This window comes from Leucobacter sp. (assembly GCF_053528595.1).
The window spans coordinates 24,965-41,931 of sequence record NZ_JAIVPF010000059.1; the positions used below are offsets into that span (position 1 = coordinate 24,965).

Below are 16,967 nucleotides of genomic sequence, written 5' to 3' on the forward strand. Positions count from 1 at the left end.
ATGGTAGCGTGACGGGCATGCTGGCATTCGATGCGGATCCCGTGCTGCGCGAGGCCCGGACCATCTCCGAGGAGCGGCGCCGGGTGCGGCGCGCCCTCGCCGCAGAGGACCCGGCGAGCCCGGAGGCCGGCGCCCATCGCGCCGACCTCGCGCTGCTCGACGGGCGGCTGGCCGCAATCCTCGAGGATCCGCAGCACCGATCGGCGATCGACCTCGCGCTCGAGGAGCGGGCGCGCACCCTGCGGCTCGCGGTCGAGGTGCATCGCGAGACGGAACGGCGGAGGCGCCGACTGACGGAGGCCGATGCGATCGTGGCACGCGCGATCGCGGGCGGGCGATCCCTCACCGCTTCCGAGCGCACCCGCGCGGCCGGCCTCCGCGGGCGCGCCGGCCGCGGCGAAGACGACATCGCGGGCGGCGACGGCCCGAACGGCGGTGCGTGGCGCGCGGCCGTCACGACCGCGACGCGACGCGACGGGGTGCTCGACGCGCTCGGCGCGCTGCGCCTGCGCGAGGCCCGGCGCCAGCTGCGCGACGGCCTGCTCCTCACCGATCAGATGAGCGGGATCATCGCCGAGGCACTGCCCGCGGTGCTGCACGGCGACCCGGTGCTGCTGGTCGGCGAGACCGGCGGGGCGAAGACCGCACTCGCCGAGTACCTGGCGCGGCGCGCGGTGGGGATGGATCCGGAACTCGTGTCGGGCTACGGCGACATCACGAGCGCGCAGCTCATCGGCACCCACGAGCTGCGCGCGGAGGGCGGCGCAACGGTGAGCGCCTTCGTGCCCGGTCCGCTGCTGCGGGCGATGACCGAGGGGCGTCCGGTGATCCTCGACGAGCTCAACGCCATGCCGGCCGAGTTCCTGAAACGGCTCAACCGCATTCTGCAGCTGCGGCCGGGAGACGCGCTCGGCGTGCAGGAGGACGCCGGCCGGGAGGTGCGCATCGCCCCGGGCTTCGCGATCCTCGCCACCGCCAACGAGCAGACCCCGCACCGCTATCGCGGCCTCGACCGGCTCAGCGCCGAGCTGGTCAACCGATTCGGCGCGAACGCGTACCGCGTGCACTACCCGGACACCGGCCTCGGCTACGAGGACTTCCCGGCCGAGAACGCGCTGCTCGCGGCGGCGGCGATCGTCGACCGGCGCGGTCGGCTGCCCGCGGAGCTGCCCGGCGAGGAGCTCCTCCGCGTCGCCCGGGCAGCGTTCATCAGCCAGCAGGTGTTCGCCGGCGAGCACGGCGAGGGCTTCGGCGACTACGTGAGCACCGAGCGCGAGATCGACGGGCGGCCGGGCCTCGAAGAGGCGGTGCTCGCTCCCCGCACCCTGGTCGCGGTGCTGCAGAAGGTTGCGGGGAGTGCGGGCTCCGTGTCGCTGGATCGTGCGCTCACGCGGTTCGTGGAGGGGGTGATGCACCGCGAGGATCGTCGTGTGCTCGCCCTGATCCTCGCGGGCCAGGGATTCCGGATCGGGTGATCCCGGCCGAATCCCGGCATTGCAGTGCACTTCGCACTCCGATACGACGAATTCGTGCAGAATGCCCATGTCTGCCGATCCGTGCCGAGCATACTCTGGCGGTGACCCCCTCCAGTACACACCAGCAAGGATGCTCATGTCCCGGAACACCCACGGCGACGACTTCGCACTCACCCGAGTCCCCGCCTCCTCCCGCAAGCACTGGTTCGGAATCGCGGTGCAGCGCTTCGGCCAGGTCTCGGCGCTCACCCAGTTCCTCCTCGGCGCGACGCTCGGCTACTCGATGACCTTCGGGGAGGCGGCGCTCGCCTTCCTCTTCGGCTCGATCATCCTCGAGATCGTCATCGTCTTCGTCGGCTTCATCGGCCAGCGCGAGGGCCTCAACACCGCGCTCCTCGCCCGCTGGACCGGCTTCGGCGAGGTCGGCGCCTCGCTGGTCGGGCTCGCGATCGGCATCAGCCTCGTCGGCTGGTTCGGAATCCAGTCGGCGATCTCGGCGCAGTCGCTCGACAGTCTCATGCCCGGCGTCATGCCGATCTGGCTCTGGAGCCTGCTCTTCGGCCTGGCGGTGACCGCGATCGTCGCGTTCGGCTTCACCGGCATGCAGTGGCTCGCGAACATCACCGTGCCGCTCTTCCTCGTGCTCGTCGGCTGGTCGATCTTCACGGAGCTCTCCCGGCACGACCTCGGCGAGCTGCTCACCGGTCCGGCCCCCGGGCCCACGATGAGCGTCTGGGCCGGCACCGGCATCGTCGCCGGCGGACTCATCGTCGGCGCGATCATCTCGGCCGACATGACCCGCTTCAACCGCTCACGGGCCGACGTCGTGAAGCAGACGGTGGTCGGCGTGACCCTCGGAGAGTTCGTCATCGGCCTCTCGGGCGTGCTCGTGGCGCACGCGGCGGCGACCGGCGACATCGTCGCGATCATCACCTCCTCGGTCGGCGTCGTGGGGCTGCTCATCGTCATCACCGGCACCCTGAAGATCAACGACTGGAACCTGTACTCCTCGACGCTCGGACTCGTCAACTTCATCTCGACCGCCTTCGGCAGGAACCTGCACCGCTCCACCACCACGATCGTGCTCGGGGTCGCCGGCTCGATCCTCGCCGCGGCCGGCATCCTGGGTCAGTTCACCGGCTTCCTGATCCTCCTGTCCGTCGCCTTCCCCCCGATCGCGGGCATCATGGTCGCCGAGTACTACATCGTGAAGCGCTGGCGCCCCGAGCTCGAGGCCTCGAACGCCGAGGGCCGTCTTCCCGCCTCCGCGCCGAGGATCGTCCCCGCGACCATCGTCATCTGGCTGGTCTCCTCGGTCGCGGGCTACTTCATCACCTGGGGCATCCCGGCGGTGCTGTCGCTGCTGATCTCGATGGTGCTCTACGTCGTCGCCGGCCGGCTCGGCTGGATCCGCCCCATCGGCTCGGCTCCCACTCGCGAGCCGGAGCGCGTCGCCGCCGTCTGATCGGCCCCCCTGACCCCGCACACCCATGAAAGCGAGAAGCATGCATATCGGTATCGACGTCGGCGGCACGAACACGGACGCCGTGCTCATGGACGGCGTCCGGACCCTGGCCGGCGTCAAGCACTCGACCACCCCCGACGTGACGAGCGGCATCGTCCGAGCGATCGAGGACCTCCGGTCCGCGCATGGATTCGAGGGCTCGGACATCGCCGCCGTGATGATCGGCACGACCCACTTCATCAACGCCCTCGTGCAGGCCAGGCGCCTGGCGCCCACGGCGGCCCTGCGCCTCGGACTGCCCGCGACGGAGGCGCTGCCCCCGCTCATCGACTGGCCGGCGGACCTCACGGCCGCGATCGAGGCGCGCGGCTACCTCGCGCACGGCGGATACGAGTTCGACGGGCGCCCGATCAGCCCGCTCGACCCCGAGGAGCTGCGCCGGCACGCCGTCGACATGCGCGAGCACGGCATCCGCTCGGTCGCGATCTCCTCCGTCTTCAGCCCCGTGAACCACGACCTGGAGACCGAGGCCGCCGCGATCGTCGCCGAGGTGCTCGGCGACGACGTCGCGATCTCCCTGTCGCACGAGATCGGCCGGATCGGACTGCTCGAGCGCGAGAACGCGACGGTGATCAACGCCGCACTCCGCGAGCTCGCCTCGGAGATCGTCGACGGGCTCACCTCGGCGGTGCGCGCCCAGGGCATCACGGCGCCGATCTTCCTGAGCCAGAACGACGGCACGCTGATGGACGAGGACTACGTCCGACGCTATCCGGTCGCGACCTTCGCCTCCGGGCCCACCAACTCCATGCGGGGCGCCGCCCTGACGAGCGGGCTCGGCACCTGCGCGGTCATCGACGTGGGCGGCACGACCGCCGACATCGGCCTGCTGATCAACGGCTTCCCCCGTGAGACCGCGAACGAGGTGAAGGTCGCCGGGATCCGCACCAACTTCCGCATGCCCGACGTGCTCTCGCTCGGGATCGGCGGCGGCAGCGTCGTGGATGAGGACACCGCGGAGGTGGGGCCCGAATCGGTCGGCTACCGGCTCCAGTCCGAGGCGCTCGTGTTCGGCGGATCGACGCTCACGGCGACCGACATCGCGGTCGCCGCGGGCCGCGCCGACATCGGAGACCGCTCGAGGGTGGCGCACCTCGATCCCGCGTTCGTGCAGCGGGTGCTGGATCGCATCGCGGACCGCATCGCGGAGGCCGTGGATCGCATGCGCACCTCGCCGGAGCCGATCCCGGTCGTCGCGGTCGGCGGCGGCTCGGTGCTGCTGCCCGACCGGCTCCCGATCTTCGGCGAGGTGTCGAAGCCCGACAACTACGCCGTGGCCAACGCGATCGGCGCATCGATCGCCCAAGTCGGCGGGGAGATCGACAAGGTCTACTCGATCGAGCCGGGCGCGCGCGAGCGGACGATCGCCGAGGTGCGCGCCGAAGCCGCCGAGCGGGCCGTCGCCGCCGGCGCGATCCCCTCGACCGTCACGATCATCGACTTCGACGAGGTGCCGATCCCCTATCTGCCGGGCAATGCGACCCGCATCCGGGTGAAGGCCGTCGGCGACCTGGATATGGAGGTACGACCATGAGCTGGACCATCTCGGTGGACGACATCGACGACATCGCCCGCGGATCGGCGGTGCTCGGTACCGGAGGCGGCGGCGACCCGTACATCGGCGGCCTGCTCGCCAAACAGGCGCTCCGGGCCCACGGCGACGTCACGGTGGTCTCGCTCGACGAGCTCCCGGACGACGCCGTCGTCGCCAACGTCTCGATGCTGGGCGCCCCCACCGTCATGGTGGAGAAGCTGCCGAGCCTCGGCTCCGTCGTGCTGCCGCTGCAGGAGCTCGCCGAGCACTACGGCAGTCCGGTGACGCACATCATGTGCATCGAGGTCGGTGGCGTGAACTCGACGATCCCGATCGCGGCGGCCGCGGCGCTCGGGCTCCCCCTCGTGGACGGCGACGGCATGGGCCGGGCTTTCCCGGAGCTCCAGATGGTGCTGCCGACGCTGTACGGCGTGCAGGCCTCGCCGCTCGCGTACGCCGACGAGAAGGGGAACATCGGCGTGCTGCGCACGATCGACAACATCTGGGGCGAGCGCATCATCCGGGTCGCGGCGGTCGAGATGGGGTGCTCCATCATGCTCTCCGGCTTCCACATGTCCGGGGAGACGGCGCGGAGGACGCTCGTGCGGGACTCGCTGAGCCTGTCCCGGGCGGTCGGGCGGGGCATCGTCGAGGCCCGCTCCGAGAAGGTCGACTCCGTCGCGCGCGTCGCCGAGCTGCTCGGCGGCCGGGTGCTGTTCGGCGGCAAGGTGACCGATGTCGAGCGCGCCACGACGAGCGGGTTCGCTCGCGGGCGCGCCGTGCTCTCGGAGGGCGACCGCACGCTCGAGCTCTCGTTCCAGAACGAGCACCTCATCGCCGCCCTCGACGGGGAGATCCTCGCGACGGCGCCCGACCTCATCATGGTGCTCGACCACGAGAGCGGCGAGCCCGTCACCACGGAGGGGCTCCGCTACGGCCAGCGGGTGCGGGTCATCGCCTCGCCCGCCGACGAGCGCTGGCACTCCCCCGAGGCCATCGCGCTCGTCGGGCCCCGCTACTTCGGGTACGATCTCGATCCGCACCGCTTCGACGGCTCGGTCCGCGCAGGAGCGCCCATCGCGGCCGGCGGGGCGTGACATCGTGCGGCGGAGCGTCCGCTCCGCCGCACGACCCCCTACGCTGGGGACCATGCCGTTCACCGTCTCCGCCGAGGACCTGCCGATCATCTCTGCGGGGGCCTCGTTCTGCGGTTCGGGCGGCGGCGGATCCCCGCGGCACGTGGAGCTCATGCTCGGACGCGGCTTCGACGGCCCGGCGACGGCGTTCCTGCCCGCGGAGCTGGATCCGGACACCCGCTGCTTCGCTCCGGCGTTCGCCGGATCCACGATGCTCCTCGCGGAGCGGCTGCCGGGGCTCGACGCGTTCGATCCGCTCATCGAGGTCGCGGAGCGCTGGATCGGCGGGCGGCTCGACGCGGTCTGCTCCCTCGAGGGCGGCGGGACGAACGCCCTCACCCCGTTCTTCTTCTCCGACGACCGCACGCTCATCGATGCCGACTGCAGCGGCCGCGCGGTCCCCACCCTCGACCGCTCCACACTGTTCCTCGACCGTGTTCCCGGGCTCTTCGCCGTGTGCGGCACCGGCGCGAACGGCGTCTCGCTGATCCGGTCCGACCGGGCGGAGGACGTGGATCGGCTGATGCGCGCCGCAATGATCCAGGCGGGCGGCGTGGGTCGCATCCTCGTCGCGGGATTCACCGCGGGCGACCTCGTCGAGCACTCGATCCACGGGCATCTGCGGCGCTCCCGGGAGATCGGCGCCGCGCTCGTCGAGACCGCGGCCGGCTCGCTCGAGGACCTGGCCTCCAGGATCGGGGCGACGCTCCTCGGACAGGGCAGGGTCCTCGGGATCTCGCAGGATCGCTCCGACCCCCACGTGCACACGACCGAGATCGGCGGCGGCGACGGGGCGGTGCTCAGGCTCGTGGCCCGATCCGAGTACCTCGCGGTGCTCGCCGATGGGGAGCCCGTGGCGACGGCCCCCGACTTCATCGTCGCGCTCGACGCGCTGACGCGGGAGCTCATCGAGGTCACCGAGCTCCGCCTGAACCGGCACGTCGCGATCCTCACGCTCCGCGCCGACGGCTGGTGGCGGGGAGCGCCGGGGAGGGCCCGCAGCGTCTTCCCCTCCTCGTACGGACTGCAGGGATTGGACCCCGGATGGTGACCCGCGATCGCGCAGTGCACGCCAGACTCGACCTCGCCTCGCTGCTCGCCCACCCGGACAACGGCGGATTGACCGTCGTCGCGGGACCGGGCGCCGCGGAATCGCCGGGGGCCGCGGAAGCCCGCACCGACGAATGGACCGAGGTGGCGGTGGACGATGCCGAGACGCCGGTCGCCGACGGCCTGCTCGTGCTGACCTCCCCGTTCCCGGATGCGACCTGGCAGCAGGACTCCCTGATCCGGCGAGTGCGCGACCGGGGATTCGCGGCGCTCGCCGCGCGGGGAGCGCTCGGCGCCGAGCGCGGCGCCCGCAAGCTCGCCGATCGGCTCGGCCTCACCCTGCTCGACGTCGTGCGGCCTGCCGGGCTCGCGCGCGCCTGCTGGCAGCTGCAGCAGGCGCGCGACGCGCTCACCATCGACTACGTGCGCAAGGTGGCCCACGCGTTCGAGTACCCCGCAGCCGATCTCTCGGACCTGCTCGGGCACCTCTCCGCAGCCATCGGGCACGGCGTGGCTCTCGCCGACGGGAGCGCCGCCGTGCAGCAGGCCGGCGGCGAGCTCGATCCCGAGCTCGCCGCCGGCCTCGATTTCTCGCGGTGGATCAGCGTCGCGCGCGTCGGAAGCGCCGCGGCGGCATCGGTGCGCGTCGACAGCTCCACCCGGGCGGGCCTCCGCCTCGTCGTCTTCGGCACCGGCCTGGGCGACGCGCAGCTGCGCACGCTCTCCACCGTCGCCGAGATCATGATGCCCGCCGTGGCCGCGCGCATCCTCATCGACGAGCTCGCGGCGGTGAACGACGCGTCCTCGTCGTCAGACCTGCTGCGCGACTTCGTCGATCTGCGCGGGGCGCGCGATCCCGACGTCCAGCGCCGCATGTCGGAGCGGGGCTGGCGCACGAGCGGATACCACCTGGGGTTCCAGTTCGCCCCGCGCGGCAGGGTCGACCCGATCGGGCTGCTCAGGGCGGTCTCCCACGAGCTCAGCGCCATCTCGGTCGAGGCGCACGCGGCGCTCGCCGGACCGAGCGTGCTCGGCTGGCTGAGCCTCGCCGATCCGCCGACCGCGCAGCAGGTGGAGGCGTATGCGAGCCTGCTGCACCGGATCCATCAGCAACTGCGGACCGCGCGGGACATCGCGCTCGGCATCGGATCGCTGCAGAGCGGCGAAGCCGGCCTCTCGCGCACGCTCAGCGAGGCCTCCGACGCCGCCAGGATCGCCGCCTCGCGCTCCGCCAGCGGGTACCTCGTGCGCGTCGACAGCCTCGGCCTCGAGCAGCTGCTGCTCGCCTGGACGGGCACCGACACCTTCCTCCCCGCCGCCGAGTCGCTGCTCGCCCCGCTGCTCGACGAGGCGCCCGAGCTGCTCGACACGCTCGCCGCGTATCTCGATCACGAGTCGGGCATCCAGGCGACCGCGGCGGCGCTCGGCCTGCACCGCAACACGGTGGCGCTCAGGGTGCAGCGCGCGCAGGAGCTCGTCGGCGTCGACCTCGCATCGCCGGAGACCCGGCTCGCACTCCACCTGGCGTGCCGCGCCGTGCTCGCCCGCCGCACCTGAGCGGGGCGCCCCCGGAACGGATCAGCTCGCGATCTCCTGGTAGGCGAACTGGAGCATCGAGTCGTCCACGCCGGCGAGCACCCTCGGCTTGGCGATGTCGTCGAGCACGATGAAGCGCAGCATGCCGGCGCGCGCCTTCTTGTCCCGCTGCATCGCCGCGAGCAGGCCGGGCCAGCGCCCGGCCGGGTACGAGAGCGGCAGTGTGAGCGCCGAGAGCACGCGGCGGTGCCGCTCCACGGCCTCGTCCGAGAGCGAGCCGGCCAGCCGGCCCAGCTCCGCGGCGTACATCATCCCGATCGAGATCGCCACGCCGTGCCGCCACTGGTAGCGCTCGGCGTGCTCGATGGCGTGCCCGAGCGTGTGCCCGTAGTTGAGGATCTCGCGCAGCCCGCCCTCGCGGAAGTCCTCGGACACGACCCGCGCCTTGACGCCGATCGCGAGTTCGATGAGCCGCTGGAACTCGGGGCTTCCCGGATCGGTGGCGCGATCCGTGTCGGCCTCGATGAGGTCGAGGATCTCGGGCTCGGCGATGAAGCCGCACTTCGCGACCTCCGCGAACCCGGCCAGGATCTCGTTCTTCGGCAACGTGGCCAGCAGCTCCAGGTCGCAGATCACGGCTGCCGGGGCGTAGAAGCAGCCGACGAGGTTCTTGCCCTCGGCGGTGTTGATCCCGGTCTTCCCGCCGACCGAGGCGTCGACCATGCCGAGCACCGTCGTGGGGATCTGCACGAGCCGCACCCCGCGCAGCCAGGTGGCCGCGACGAAGCCGGCCAGGTCGGTGACGGCGCCGCCGCCCAGGCCGATCACCGCGTCGGTGCGCGTGAAGTCGGCCTGGCCCATGATCTGCCAGCAGAAGGCCGCCACCTCGACGCGCTTGGCGGCCTCGGCGTCGGGCACCTCGGCGAGCAGCACCTGCCCGTAGCGCTCCTGCAGCGAGGCGCGCAGCTCGTCGGCGAGCTTGCCGACGGTGGCGGTGTGCACGATGAGCACCTTCGCGACGCGGTCGCCGAGTGCCTCGGGCAGGCGATCGAGCACCCCGTGTCCCACGGTCACGGTGTACTCGCTCTCACCGGTGACCGGAATGACGATGGCGTCGCTCATCTACTGCTCCCTCTCGTTCTGCTTCCTCGCGTACGACCGCGCCCACTGGGCGACGCGGCGGGCGAGCTGTTCCTTCGTGGCCCGGTCGGTGCGGTAGGTGACGTCGGCCACCTCCTCGTAGTACGGGCGGCGCTCCTCCAGGATGCGCCCCCACGCCTCGGGATCGTCGCGCAGCAGCGGTCTGCGCGACAGGTTCGCGGTGCGGAGCACCGCGTCCTGGGTGGTCAGCAGCAGGACGACCGGGTGATGGTGCAGCAGGCGGCGCGTGCTCTCGGTGATCACCGCTCCGCCGCCGAGCGCGACGATGCGGCTCCCCGGCACGGCGAGCTCCGCCTCGATGACCTCGGCCTCGAGGCGCCGGAACTCGGCCTCCCCGTGCGTCGCGAAGAAGTCGGCGATAACCCCGTGCTGCCGCACGAACACCGCGTCGGTGTCGACGAAGGGGATCCCGAGCTCGCGGGCCACCCGCTTCCCGAGGCTCGTCTTGCCGGCGGCCATGGGGCCGACGAACACGATGGCGCGCTCCGGCAGCCGGGCTCCGCCGCGGCGGCGCCGGCGACGGCGCGGGCGACCCTTGGCCGGTGCTGCGGCGGGGCCCTCCTGCGCGGCGCCCGTGGGCTCCTCCGGCGCCGGCTGCTGCCGGATCGGCGTGGTCGGCGGCCCGGGCTTCGGTCGCTGGGCCGGTGGCCCGGCGTCCCGGTTCACCCGCCGGTGCGCGCTCACGATTCGATGACGGTCGCCAGCCGCTCGGGGATCGCCGCCAGATACGACTCGAGGTTGCGCTTCGTCTCGGCCACGCTGTCGCCGCCGAACTTCTCGGCGACCGCGTCGGCCAGGACGAGGGCCACCATCGCCTCGGCGACCACGCCGGCGGCGGGCACGGCGGAGACGTCGCTGCGCTGGTGGTGGGCCTTCGACTCCTCGCCGGTCGCGACGTCGACCGTGGGCAGGGCGTGCGGCACCGTGGCGATCGGCTTCATCCCCGCGCGCACGCGCAGCACCTGGCCGGTCGTCATGCCGCCCTCGATGCCGCCGGCGCGACCGGTGTCGCGGGCGATGCGCCCGTCCGCGATGCGCAGCTCGTCGTGCGCCGCGGAGCCGCGCCGACGGGTGGTCTCGAAGCCGTCGCCCACCTCGACCGCCTTGATCGCCTGGATGCCCATGAGGGCGCCGGCGAGGCGGGAGTCCAGGCGGCGGTCCCAGTGCACGTAGGAGCCGAGACCGACGGGCAGGCCGTAGGCGAGCACCTCCACGATGCCGCCGAGGGTGTCGCCCGACTTCTTCGTGTCGTCGACCTCCTCCACCATGCGCGCGCTCGTCTCCGCGTCGAAGCAGCGCAGCGGATCGGCGTCGAGCGCCGCCACGTCCTCCGGGCGCGGCAGGGGCGAGCCCGCGGGCACGGCGATGTCGCCCATCGAGACGGTGTGGCTCACGAGCCGGATCCCGAGCTCGGCCAGGAAGGCGCGCGCCACGGCGCCGAGCGCCACGCGCGCCGCGGTCTCACGGGCGCTCGCGCGCTCGAGCACCGGGCGGGCCTCGTCGAAGCCGTACTTCTGCATGCCCGCCAGGTCGGCGTGCCCGGGGCGCGGCCGCGTGAGCGGAGCGCCGCGACCCCGCGACTTCTCGGAGAGCTCGGTCTTCTCGGCGCTCATCACCTCGGTCCACTTCGGCCACTCCGTGTTGCCGATGCGGATCGCGACGGGGCCGCCGATGGATACGCCCTGGACCACTCCGCCCGAGAGGTGCAGCTCGTCCTGCTCGAACTTCATGCGCGAACCGCGGCCGTAGCCGAGCTTGCGGCGGGCGAGATCCTCCCGGATCCCGTCGAGCGAGACGGGGACGCCGGCGGGCAGCCCCTCCAGGACAGCGATCAGTTCGGGGCCGTGAGATTCTCCGGCGGTCAGCCAACGCAGCATGCCTTCTATCCTCCCACATGCGGAGGGTGCAGCGCGCGCCGGCCGGCCGGCGTCACACGGCCGCGCGCATCGCGGCGAGCACCCGGTCCTCGTCGGGCAGCGGGGTGGCGGGATCGCCGCCGCGGAAGATGCGGATCTGGATCAGGGCCTGCTCCACGAGCATGTCGGTTCCGGCATGCGCCTCGCCGCCGGCGGCGCGCCAGCGCTCCGCGAGCGGCGAGGGCCACGGGTCGTAGGCCACGTCGAAGAGCGGGATCCGGGTGAGCTCCTCCGGGAGCGCGAGGTCGCGGCCGGCCGGACCGGGCAGGGTCGAGATGACGAGGGTCGACGCGTCCGCGCTCGCCTCGGGGCGCGCCGCGGTCGGGGCCTCGGACACAGGGGGCTGCAGTCCCGACCCCGAGACGCGGAGCGCCTCGGACGAGCCGGGCTCCCGGCTCCCGCCGAAGCGGTCGACGAGATCTCCGGTGGCCGCGGCGTTCCGCGCGACGACCTCCACGTGCCGCGCGCCCAGCTGTCGGGCGGCGAGGATCGCGGAGACCGCCGTCGCGCCCGAGCCGAGCACGATCGTGCGGCTCGCGTCGAGGCCGGCGTCTCGGATCGCCGCGGCGAGGCCCGCCACGTCGGTGTTGAACCCCGCCCAGCGCGGCCCCTCGCCGACGCCGCTCGCGATCCGCAGCAGCGTGTTCACGACACCGCTCTCCTCCGCCACGGGGTCGAGCACCGAGGCGAGCCGGCGGGCCTCCTCCTTCAGGGGCATGGTGAGCGAGAAGCCCCGCCACGCCGGCCCGCGGGAGGCCAGGAAGCCCTCGAGCGCGTCGGCCTCGAGCCGCCCGCGTTCGTACGACCAGTCGAGCCCCAGCACGCCGTAGGCGGCCTCGTGGATCGCGGGCGACTTCGAGTGGGCGATCGGCGAGCCCAGCACGGCGAGCCGCTCGCGCAGCACGCCGTCCTCCGCCGCCATCAGCACCCCTTGCCGGGGTTCGCCGCGCACCACTCGTTCAGCTGCTCGACCGCGGCGTTGTGCTCCTCGATGGTCGTCGAGAAGACCGACTCGCGCGTGTCGAGATTCACCGCGACGAAGTACAGCCAGTCGCCCGCCTCCGGATCGATCGCCGCCGCGATGGCGTCGCGGCCCGGGTTGGCGATCGGGCCCTTGGGCAGGCCCTCGTGCACGTAGGTGTTCCACGGGTTGTCGTCGGCCAGCGCCTCGTCGGTCGACCACACGCTGCCGTCGTCGTGCTGCCCCATGCCGTACTGGGCGGTCGAGTCCATCTGCAGCTTCATCCCCTGATCGAGGCGGTTCTGGATGACACGCGACACGCGGCCGAAGTCCTCGATGCGGCCGCCCTCGCGCTGCACCATCGCGGCGATGTTCAGCACGCGCTCGCGATCATCGACGGCCACGCCGAACTCGTCGAGCACCGCCTTCTGCTCCTGCACCAGGCGCGCGATGGCCTCGGCTCCCGTCGTCTCCTCCTCGAACTCGTAGGTCGCGGGGAAGAGCCAGCCCTCGAGGCTGTCGACGCCGTCGGGCAGGTCGTAGGCCGAGACGTCCTCCGCCGCGGCCTGCAGCTCCTCGAGCGGGATGTCGGCCCCGGCCGACACGAGCTCGAGGGTCTGGTCGACGGTCTTGCCCTCGGGGATCATCGCGGTGAAGGCCATGCGGTTCTCCGGATCCTGCAGCGCGTCGAGCGCGGCCTGCGCGCTCATCTGCAGCTTCACCCGGTACGAGCCGGGGTGGAACTCGACCGCGGGCTCCTGCGCGAGCAGCAGTTCGTAGAAGGCCTCGGACGTCTTGACCACGTCGGCCTCGGCGAGGGTCGCCGCGATGTCCTCGCCGATCTCCCCCGCCGTGATCACCACGACGGTCTCGCCGTGGCCCTCGCCATCGTAGTCGTTGCTCGTCCAGCCGAACAGCTGCGAGACCTGGCCGCCGTACTGCGACCACAGGTAGCCGCCGGCGGCGGCGAGGCCGCCGAGCAGCAGCGCGGTCACGAGCAGCGTGATCAGGATCCGCCGTCCGATGTGCCGGGGCTCGCCCCGTGTGCGTGCGTTCATGCCTGGGTTCCCTCCTCGGGCCGCGCCACCGGGTCGACCGCGCGGCCGGGCGCCTCCTCCCGCGCGCGCTCGACGTCGAGCGCGTGCTGCAGGATCACCACCGCCGCCGCCTGATCGATGATGGATCGGCTCTGCTTGGTCTTCTTGCCCGCCTGGCGCAACTGGCCCTGGGCCGACACCGTCGACAGGCGCTCGTCGACGAGCCGCACCGCGACCGCCTGTGCGGCCAGCCGGTCGGCGAGGCGCCGGGCGAAGCGCTCGGCGTCCTCGGTCGACGGGGTGCGCTCGCCCCGCAGGTTCAACGGGAGCCCCACGACCGCCTCGAAGGCCTCGTGCTCGCTCGCGATCGCGGCGATGCGCGCCAGATCGGCGTCACCCCCGAGATCGCGCGGCACCGTCTCGACGGGGGTGGCGAGCATGCCGTGCAGGTCGCTCCGGGCCACGCCGATGCGGGCCCTGCCCACATCGATCCCGAGCCGCACACCGCTGCGCACTAGGCCTGGGCCTTCACGAGTCCAGGCTCCGGCGGATCTCGGCGAGCGCGTCGTCGATCTTCGCGGGATCGGTGCCGCCGCCCTGGGCCAGGTCGGGCTTGCCGCCGCCCCCGCCGCCGAGCACCTGCGCGCCGAGCTTCGCGAGGTCGCCGGCCCGTACGCCGCGGTCGCGCGCGGCCGCGGTCGTCGCGGCGATGACGACGGGCTTGCCTCCCGCGTCGCCCGCGAGCACCACCACGCCGGCCTCGGAGCCGAGGCGCTCGCGCAGCTGCAGCGCGAGCCCGCGCACGTCGTCCGCCGATCCGACGCCCCCCAGCGATCCCAGCACCGCGCGCACCCCGCCGAGCTCCTCGGCGCCCGCGAGCAGTTCGGGCACGCGCTGCGTCAGCTTCTCGGCCTCGAGCGCTGCGATACGCTTCTCGGCCGCGCGCAGCTGCGCGCCGAGATCCTGCACCTTGGTGACGAGTTCCGCCCGCGGCACCTTGAGCCCGCTCGTGAGCTGCTGCACGATGGTGCGCTCGGCGGCGAAGTTGCGGAAGGCCTCGATGCCCACGAGCGACTCGATGCGCCGGTTCGTGGAGCCGACCGAGCTCTCGGAGACCAGGCTGATCATGCCGATCTCGGCCGAGCTCGCCACGTGCGTGCCGGCGCACAGCTCGCGCGACCAGGGGCCGCCGATGTCGACCACGCGCACGCGGTCGCCGTACTTCTCGCCGAAGAGCGCCATGGCGCCGAGCGCCTTCGCCTCGTCGAGCGGCATCTCGCGGGTGACGACCTCGTAGTCGGAGCGGATCGCGAGGTTCGAGATCTCCTCGATCTCGCTGCGGGTCTCGGCGGAGAGCGCCTCGCTGTGCGTGAAGTCGAGGCGCAGGTAGCCGGCCTTGTTGTAGGAGCCGGCCTGGTGCGCGTTCGCACCGAGCACCTCGCGCAGCGCCGCGTGCACGACGTGCGTTCCGGAGTGGGCCTGCGTGGCCCCGCGGCGGTAGTCGGCGTCGACCCGGGTCTCGGCGCGGGCGTCGATGCCGATCGTGCCCACGGTGACCTTCGCGGTGTGCACGATGAGGCCGGGCACCGGCTTCTGCACGTCGAGCACCTCGGCCTCGAAGCCGTCGCCCACGATCACACCCTGGTCCGAGTCCTGACCGCCGGACTCGGCCCACAGACTCGTCTCGGCCAGCACGATCTCGGCGATCTCGCCCTCGCGCGCCTCGCGCACGGGGGCGCCGTCGACCACGAGGCCGAGCACGCGGCTCTCGTGGTTCAGCTCGTCGTAGCCGGTGAAGAGCGTCTCGCCCCGGCCCCGCAGCTCCTTGTAGACGGAGAGGTCGGCGCGCTGGCCCTTCTTGGCCTTCGCGTCGGCCTTGGCGCGGTCCCGCTGCTCCTGCATGAGCGTCGCGAAGACGTCGCGGTCGACCGCGACCCCCGCCTCCTCGGCGACCTCGAGCGTGAGCTCGATCGGGAAGCCGTAGGTGTCGTGCAGCAGGAAGGCGGTGTCGCCCGGAACGGCCGCACCGGCCTCCTGCGCCGCGGCGACGGCCGCGTCGAGGGTCTGGCTGCCCGAGGAGAGGGTGCGCAGGAACGCCTTCTCCTCGGCGTAGGCGGCGCGCGAGATGAACTCGAAGTCGCGGCCCACCTCCGGGTACGCGGCCTGCATCGCGTCGCGCGACACGGGGAAGAGCTCGGGGAAGGTCGGCCCCTCCACGCCGAGCAGGCGCATGGAACGGATCACGCGGCGCAGCAGGCGGCGCAGGATGTAGCCGCGCCCCTCGTTCGACGGGGTCACCCCGTCGGCGATGAGCATGAGGCCGCTGCGCACGTGGTCGGCGATCACGCGCAGGCGCACGTCGTCGTCGTGGTTCGCGCCGTAGGTCTTGCCCGCGAGCTCGGCTGCGCGGTCGAGCACCGGCCGCACCTGGTCGATCTCGTACATGTTCTGCACGCCCTGCTTGATGAAGGCGACGCGCTCGAGACCCATGCCGGTGTCGATGTTCTTGTTCGGCAGCTCGCCGACGATCGTGAAGTCGGTCTTCGAACGCACGTCGGTGATCTGGTACTGCATGAACACGAGGTTCCAGATCTCGACGTAGCGGTCGTCATCGGTGACCGGCCCGCCGTCGACGCCGTACTCGGGGCCGAGGTCGTAGAAGATCTCGGAGCAGGGACCGGCCGGGCCCGGCTGGCCCGTCGACCAGTAGTTCGTGTCCTTGCCGAGACGCTGGATGCGCTCGTCCGGCAGCGTCGAGTACTGCTTCCACAGCGCGCGCGCCTCGTCGTCGTCCTCGTAGACGGTGACCCACAGGTCCTTCGGGTCGAAACCGAGTCCGCCCTCCTCCTCGCTCGTGGTGAGCAGCTCCCACGCGAAGCGGATGGCGCCCTCCTTGAAGTAGTCGCCGAAGGAGAAGTTGCCGCACATCTGGAAGAAGGTGCCGTGACGCGGAGTCTTGCCGACCTCCTCGATATCGTTGGTGCGGATGCACTTCTGCACGCTCGTGGCGCGCGGGTACGGCGCCGGCACGAGGCCCGAGAGATACGGCACGAAGGGCACCATGCCGGCCACCGTGAACATCAGGCTGGGATCGTCGCTCACGAGCGATGCCGAGGGCACGACGGTGTGCCCCCGCTTCTCGAAGAAGTCGAGCCAGCGGCGGTGGATCTCTGCGGTCTGCATCCGAGCGGTGTCTTTCTGAAGTGGTGGGTGGGGGTCGGCCGGGAACGCGCGAGTCGGTCGCGTCGGTCCGGTCAGTCCGCCGGGTTCCGGTCGCGCAGCTTGCGCAGCGCCTCCTCGACGTCGTCGATCAGGTCCTCCGTCTCGCCCTCGGCCTCGCGGTAGCCCGTGGAGAAGGCGCGGTTGAACTCCTCGACGCCGCGGTTCACCCGCGCGAAGAAGCGGCGTCCCTCCGGTGTCTGGTTGACGAAGTGGGCGGCGACGAAGCCCACCGCCACGCCGCTCAAGAGCCACAGCAGTCTGCGCATATCCGGTTCCTCCTACGCCGTTCGAGCACGACGGATCCGCCGCGCGTGAGAAGCACCCCTCAAGCTTAGCGGTAGCCCCCGACGGCGCACCGGGTGCCCGGCCGGGTAGCCGAAGGGGCGCCGGATCCCGATCGCTCGGATTCCGGCG

General features: G+C 72.3%; 14 protein-coding genes. 6 read left to right on the forward strand and 8 right to left on the reverse strand.

The genetic code is table 11. The annotated features are described in order from the left end of the window. Positions 1-17: 17 nt before the first annotated feature. The 6 genes from ACWKZU_RS12010 (at position 18) to ACWKZU_RS12035 (ending at position 8,277) form a co-directional block, all read left to right on the forward strand. Positions 18-1,475, forward strand: coding sequence for an AAA family ATPase (locus ACWKZU_RS12010; RefSeq protein ID WP_449282601.1), 1,458 nt, complete (start codon positions 18-20; stop codon positions 1,473-1,475). A gap of 136 nt (positions 1,476-1,611) precedes the next feature. Further along, complete coding sequence (locus tag ACWKZU_RS12015; protein ID WP_449282559.1) at positions 1,612-2,940, forward strand: purine-cytosine permease family protein; 1,329 nt, start codon at positions 1,612-1,614, stop codon at positions 2,938-2,940. 40 nt (positions 2,941-2,980) lie between these two features. Beyond that, positions 2,981-4,534, forward strand: coding sequence for a hydantoinase/oxoprolinase N-terminal domain-containing protein (locus tag ACWKZU_RS12020; protein ID WP_449282560.1), 1,554 nt, complete (start codon positions 2,981-2,983; stop codon positions 4,532-4,534). Beyond that, positions 4,531-5,631 carry a DUF917 domain-containing protein gene (locus tag ACWKZU_RS12025; protein WP_449282561.1) on the forward strand — a complete coding sequence of 367 codons (1,101 nt, stop codon included), beginning with the start codon at positions 4,531-4,533 and terminating at the stop codon, positions 5,629-5,631. Before ACWKZU_RS12020 ends, ACWKZU_RS12025 begins: the two co-directional genes overlap by 4 nt. 52 nt (positions 5,632-5,683) lie before the next feature. Then, complete coding sequence (locus ACWKZU_RS12030; protein WP_449282562.1) at positions 5,684-6,721, forward strand: S-methyl thiohydantoin desulfurase domain-containing protein; 1,038 nt, start codon at positions 5,684-5,686, stop codon at positions 6,719-6,721. Positions 6,722-6,735: 14 nt separating this feature from the next. Then, positions 6,736-8,277 carry a PucR family transcriptional regulator gene (locus ACWKZU_RS12035; RefSeq protein ID WP_449282563.1) on the forward strand — a complete coding sequence of 514 codons (1,542 nt, stop codon included), beginning with the start codon at positions 6,736-6,738 and terminating at the stop codon, positions 8,275-8,277. A 21-nt stretch (positions 8,278-8,298) separates the two neighbouring features. Here ACWKZU_RS12035 and aroB read toward each other — a convergent pair whose 3' ends face one another. From aroB to ACWKZU_RS12075, 8 genes are all read right to left on the reverse strand, one after another. Then, positions 8,299-9,378 carry a 3-dehydroquinate synthase gene (aroB, locus tag ACWKZU_RS12040; RefSeq protein ID WP_449282564.1) on the reverse strand — a complete coding sequence of 360 codons (1,080 nt, stop codon included), beginning with the start codon at positions 9,376-9,378 and terminating at the stop codon, positions 8,299-8,301. After that, positions 9,379-10,101 carry a shikimate kinase gene (locus ACWKZU_RS12045; RefSeq protein ID WP_449282565.1) on the reverse strand — a complete coding sequence of 241 codons (723 nt, stop codon included), beginning with the start codon at positions 10,099-10,101 and terminating at the stop codon, positions 9,379-9,381. Then, a complete protein-coding gene (gene aroC, locus ACWKZU_RS12050; protein WP_449282566.1) occupies positions 10,098-11,294 on the reverse strand; it encodes a chorismate synthase in 1,197 nt (398 codons plus the stop codon). Before aroC ends, ACWKZU_RS12045 begins: the two co-directional genes overlap by 4 nt. A 52-nt stretch (positions 11,295-11,346) precedes the next feature. After that, positions 11,347-12,255, reverse strand: coding sequence for a shikimate dehydrogenase family protein (locus tag ACWKZU_RS12055; protein ID WP_449282567.1), 909 nt, complete (start codon positions 12,253-12,255; stop codon positions 11,347-11,349). Beyond that, positions 12,255-13,352, reverse strand: a complete 1,098-nt coding sequence (gene mltG / locus ACWKZU_RS12060) for an endolytic transglycosylase MltG (RefSeq protein ID WP_449282568.1) — start codon at positions 13,350-13,352, stop codon at positions 12,255-12,257. The genes ACWKZU_RS12055 and mltG overlap by 1 nt, the downstream gene beginning before the upstream one ends. Beyond that, positions 13,349-13,846 (reverse strand): Holliday junction resolvase RuvX, encoded by a 498-nt coding sequence (gene ruvX / locus ACWKZU_RS12065; RefSeq protein ID WP_449282569.1) that lies wholly within the window; start codon positions 13,844-13,846, stop codon positions 13,349-13,351. The genes mltG and ruvX overlap by 4 nt, the downstream gene beginning before the upstream one ends. Positions 13,847-13,859: 13 nt before the next feature. Continuing rightward, positions 13,860-16,514 (reverse strand): alanine--tRNA ligase, encoded by a 2,655-nt coding sequence (alaS, locus tag ACWKZU_RS12070; protein ID WP_449282570.1) that lies wholly within the window; start codon positions 16,512-16,514, stop codon positions 13,860-13,862. 71 nt (positions 16,515-16,585) lie between these two features. Next, positions 16,586-16,819, reverse strand: a complete 234-nt coding sequence (locus ACWKZU_RS12075) for a hypothetical protein (RefSeq protein WP_449282571.1) — start codon at positions 16,817-16,819, stop codon at positions 16,586-16,588. Positions 16,820-16,967 lie beyond the last annotated feature (148 nt).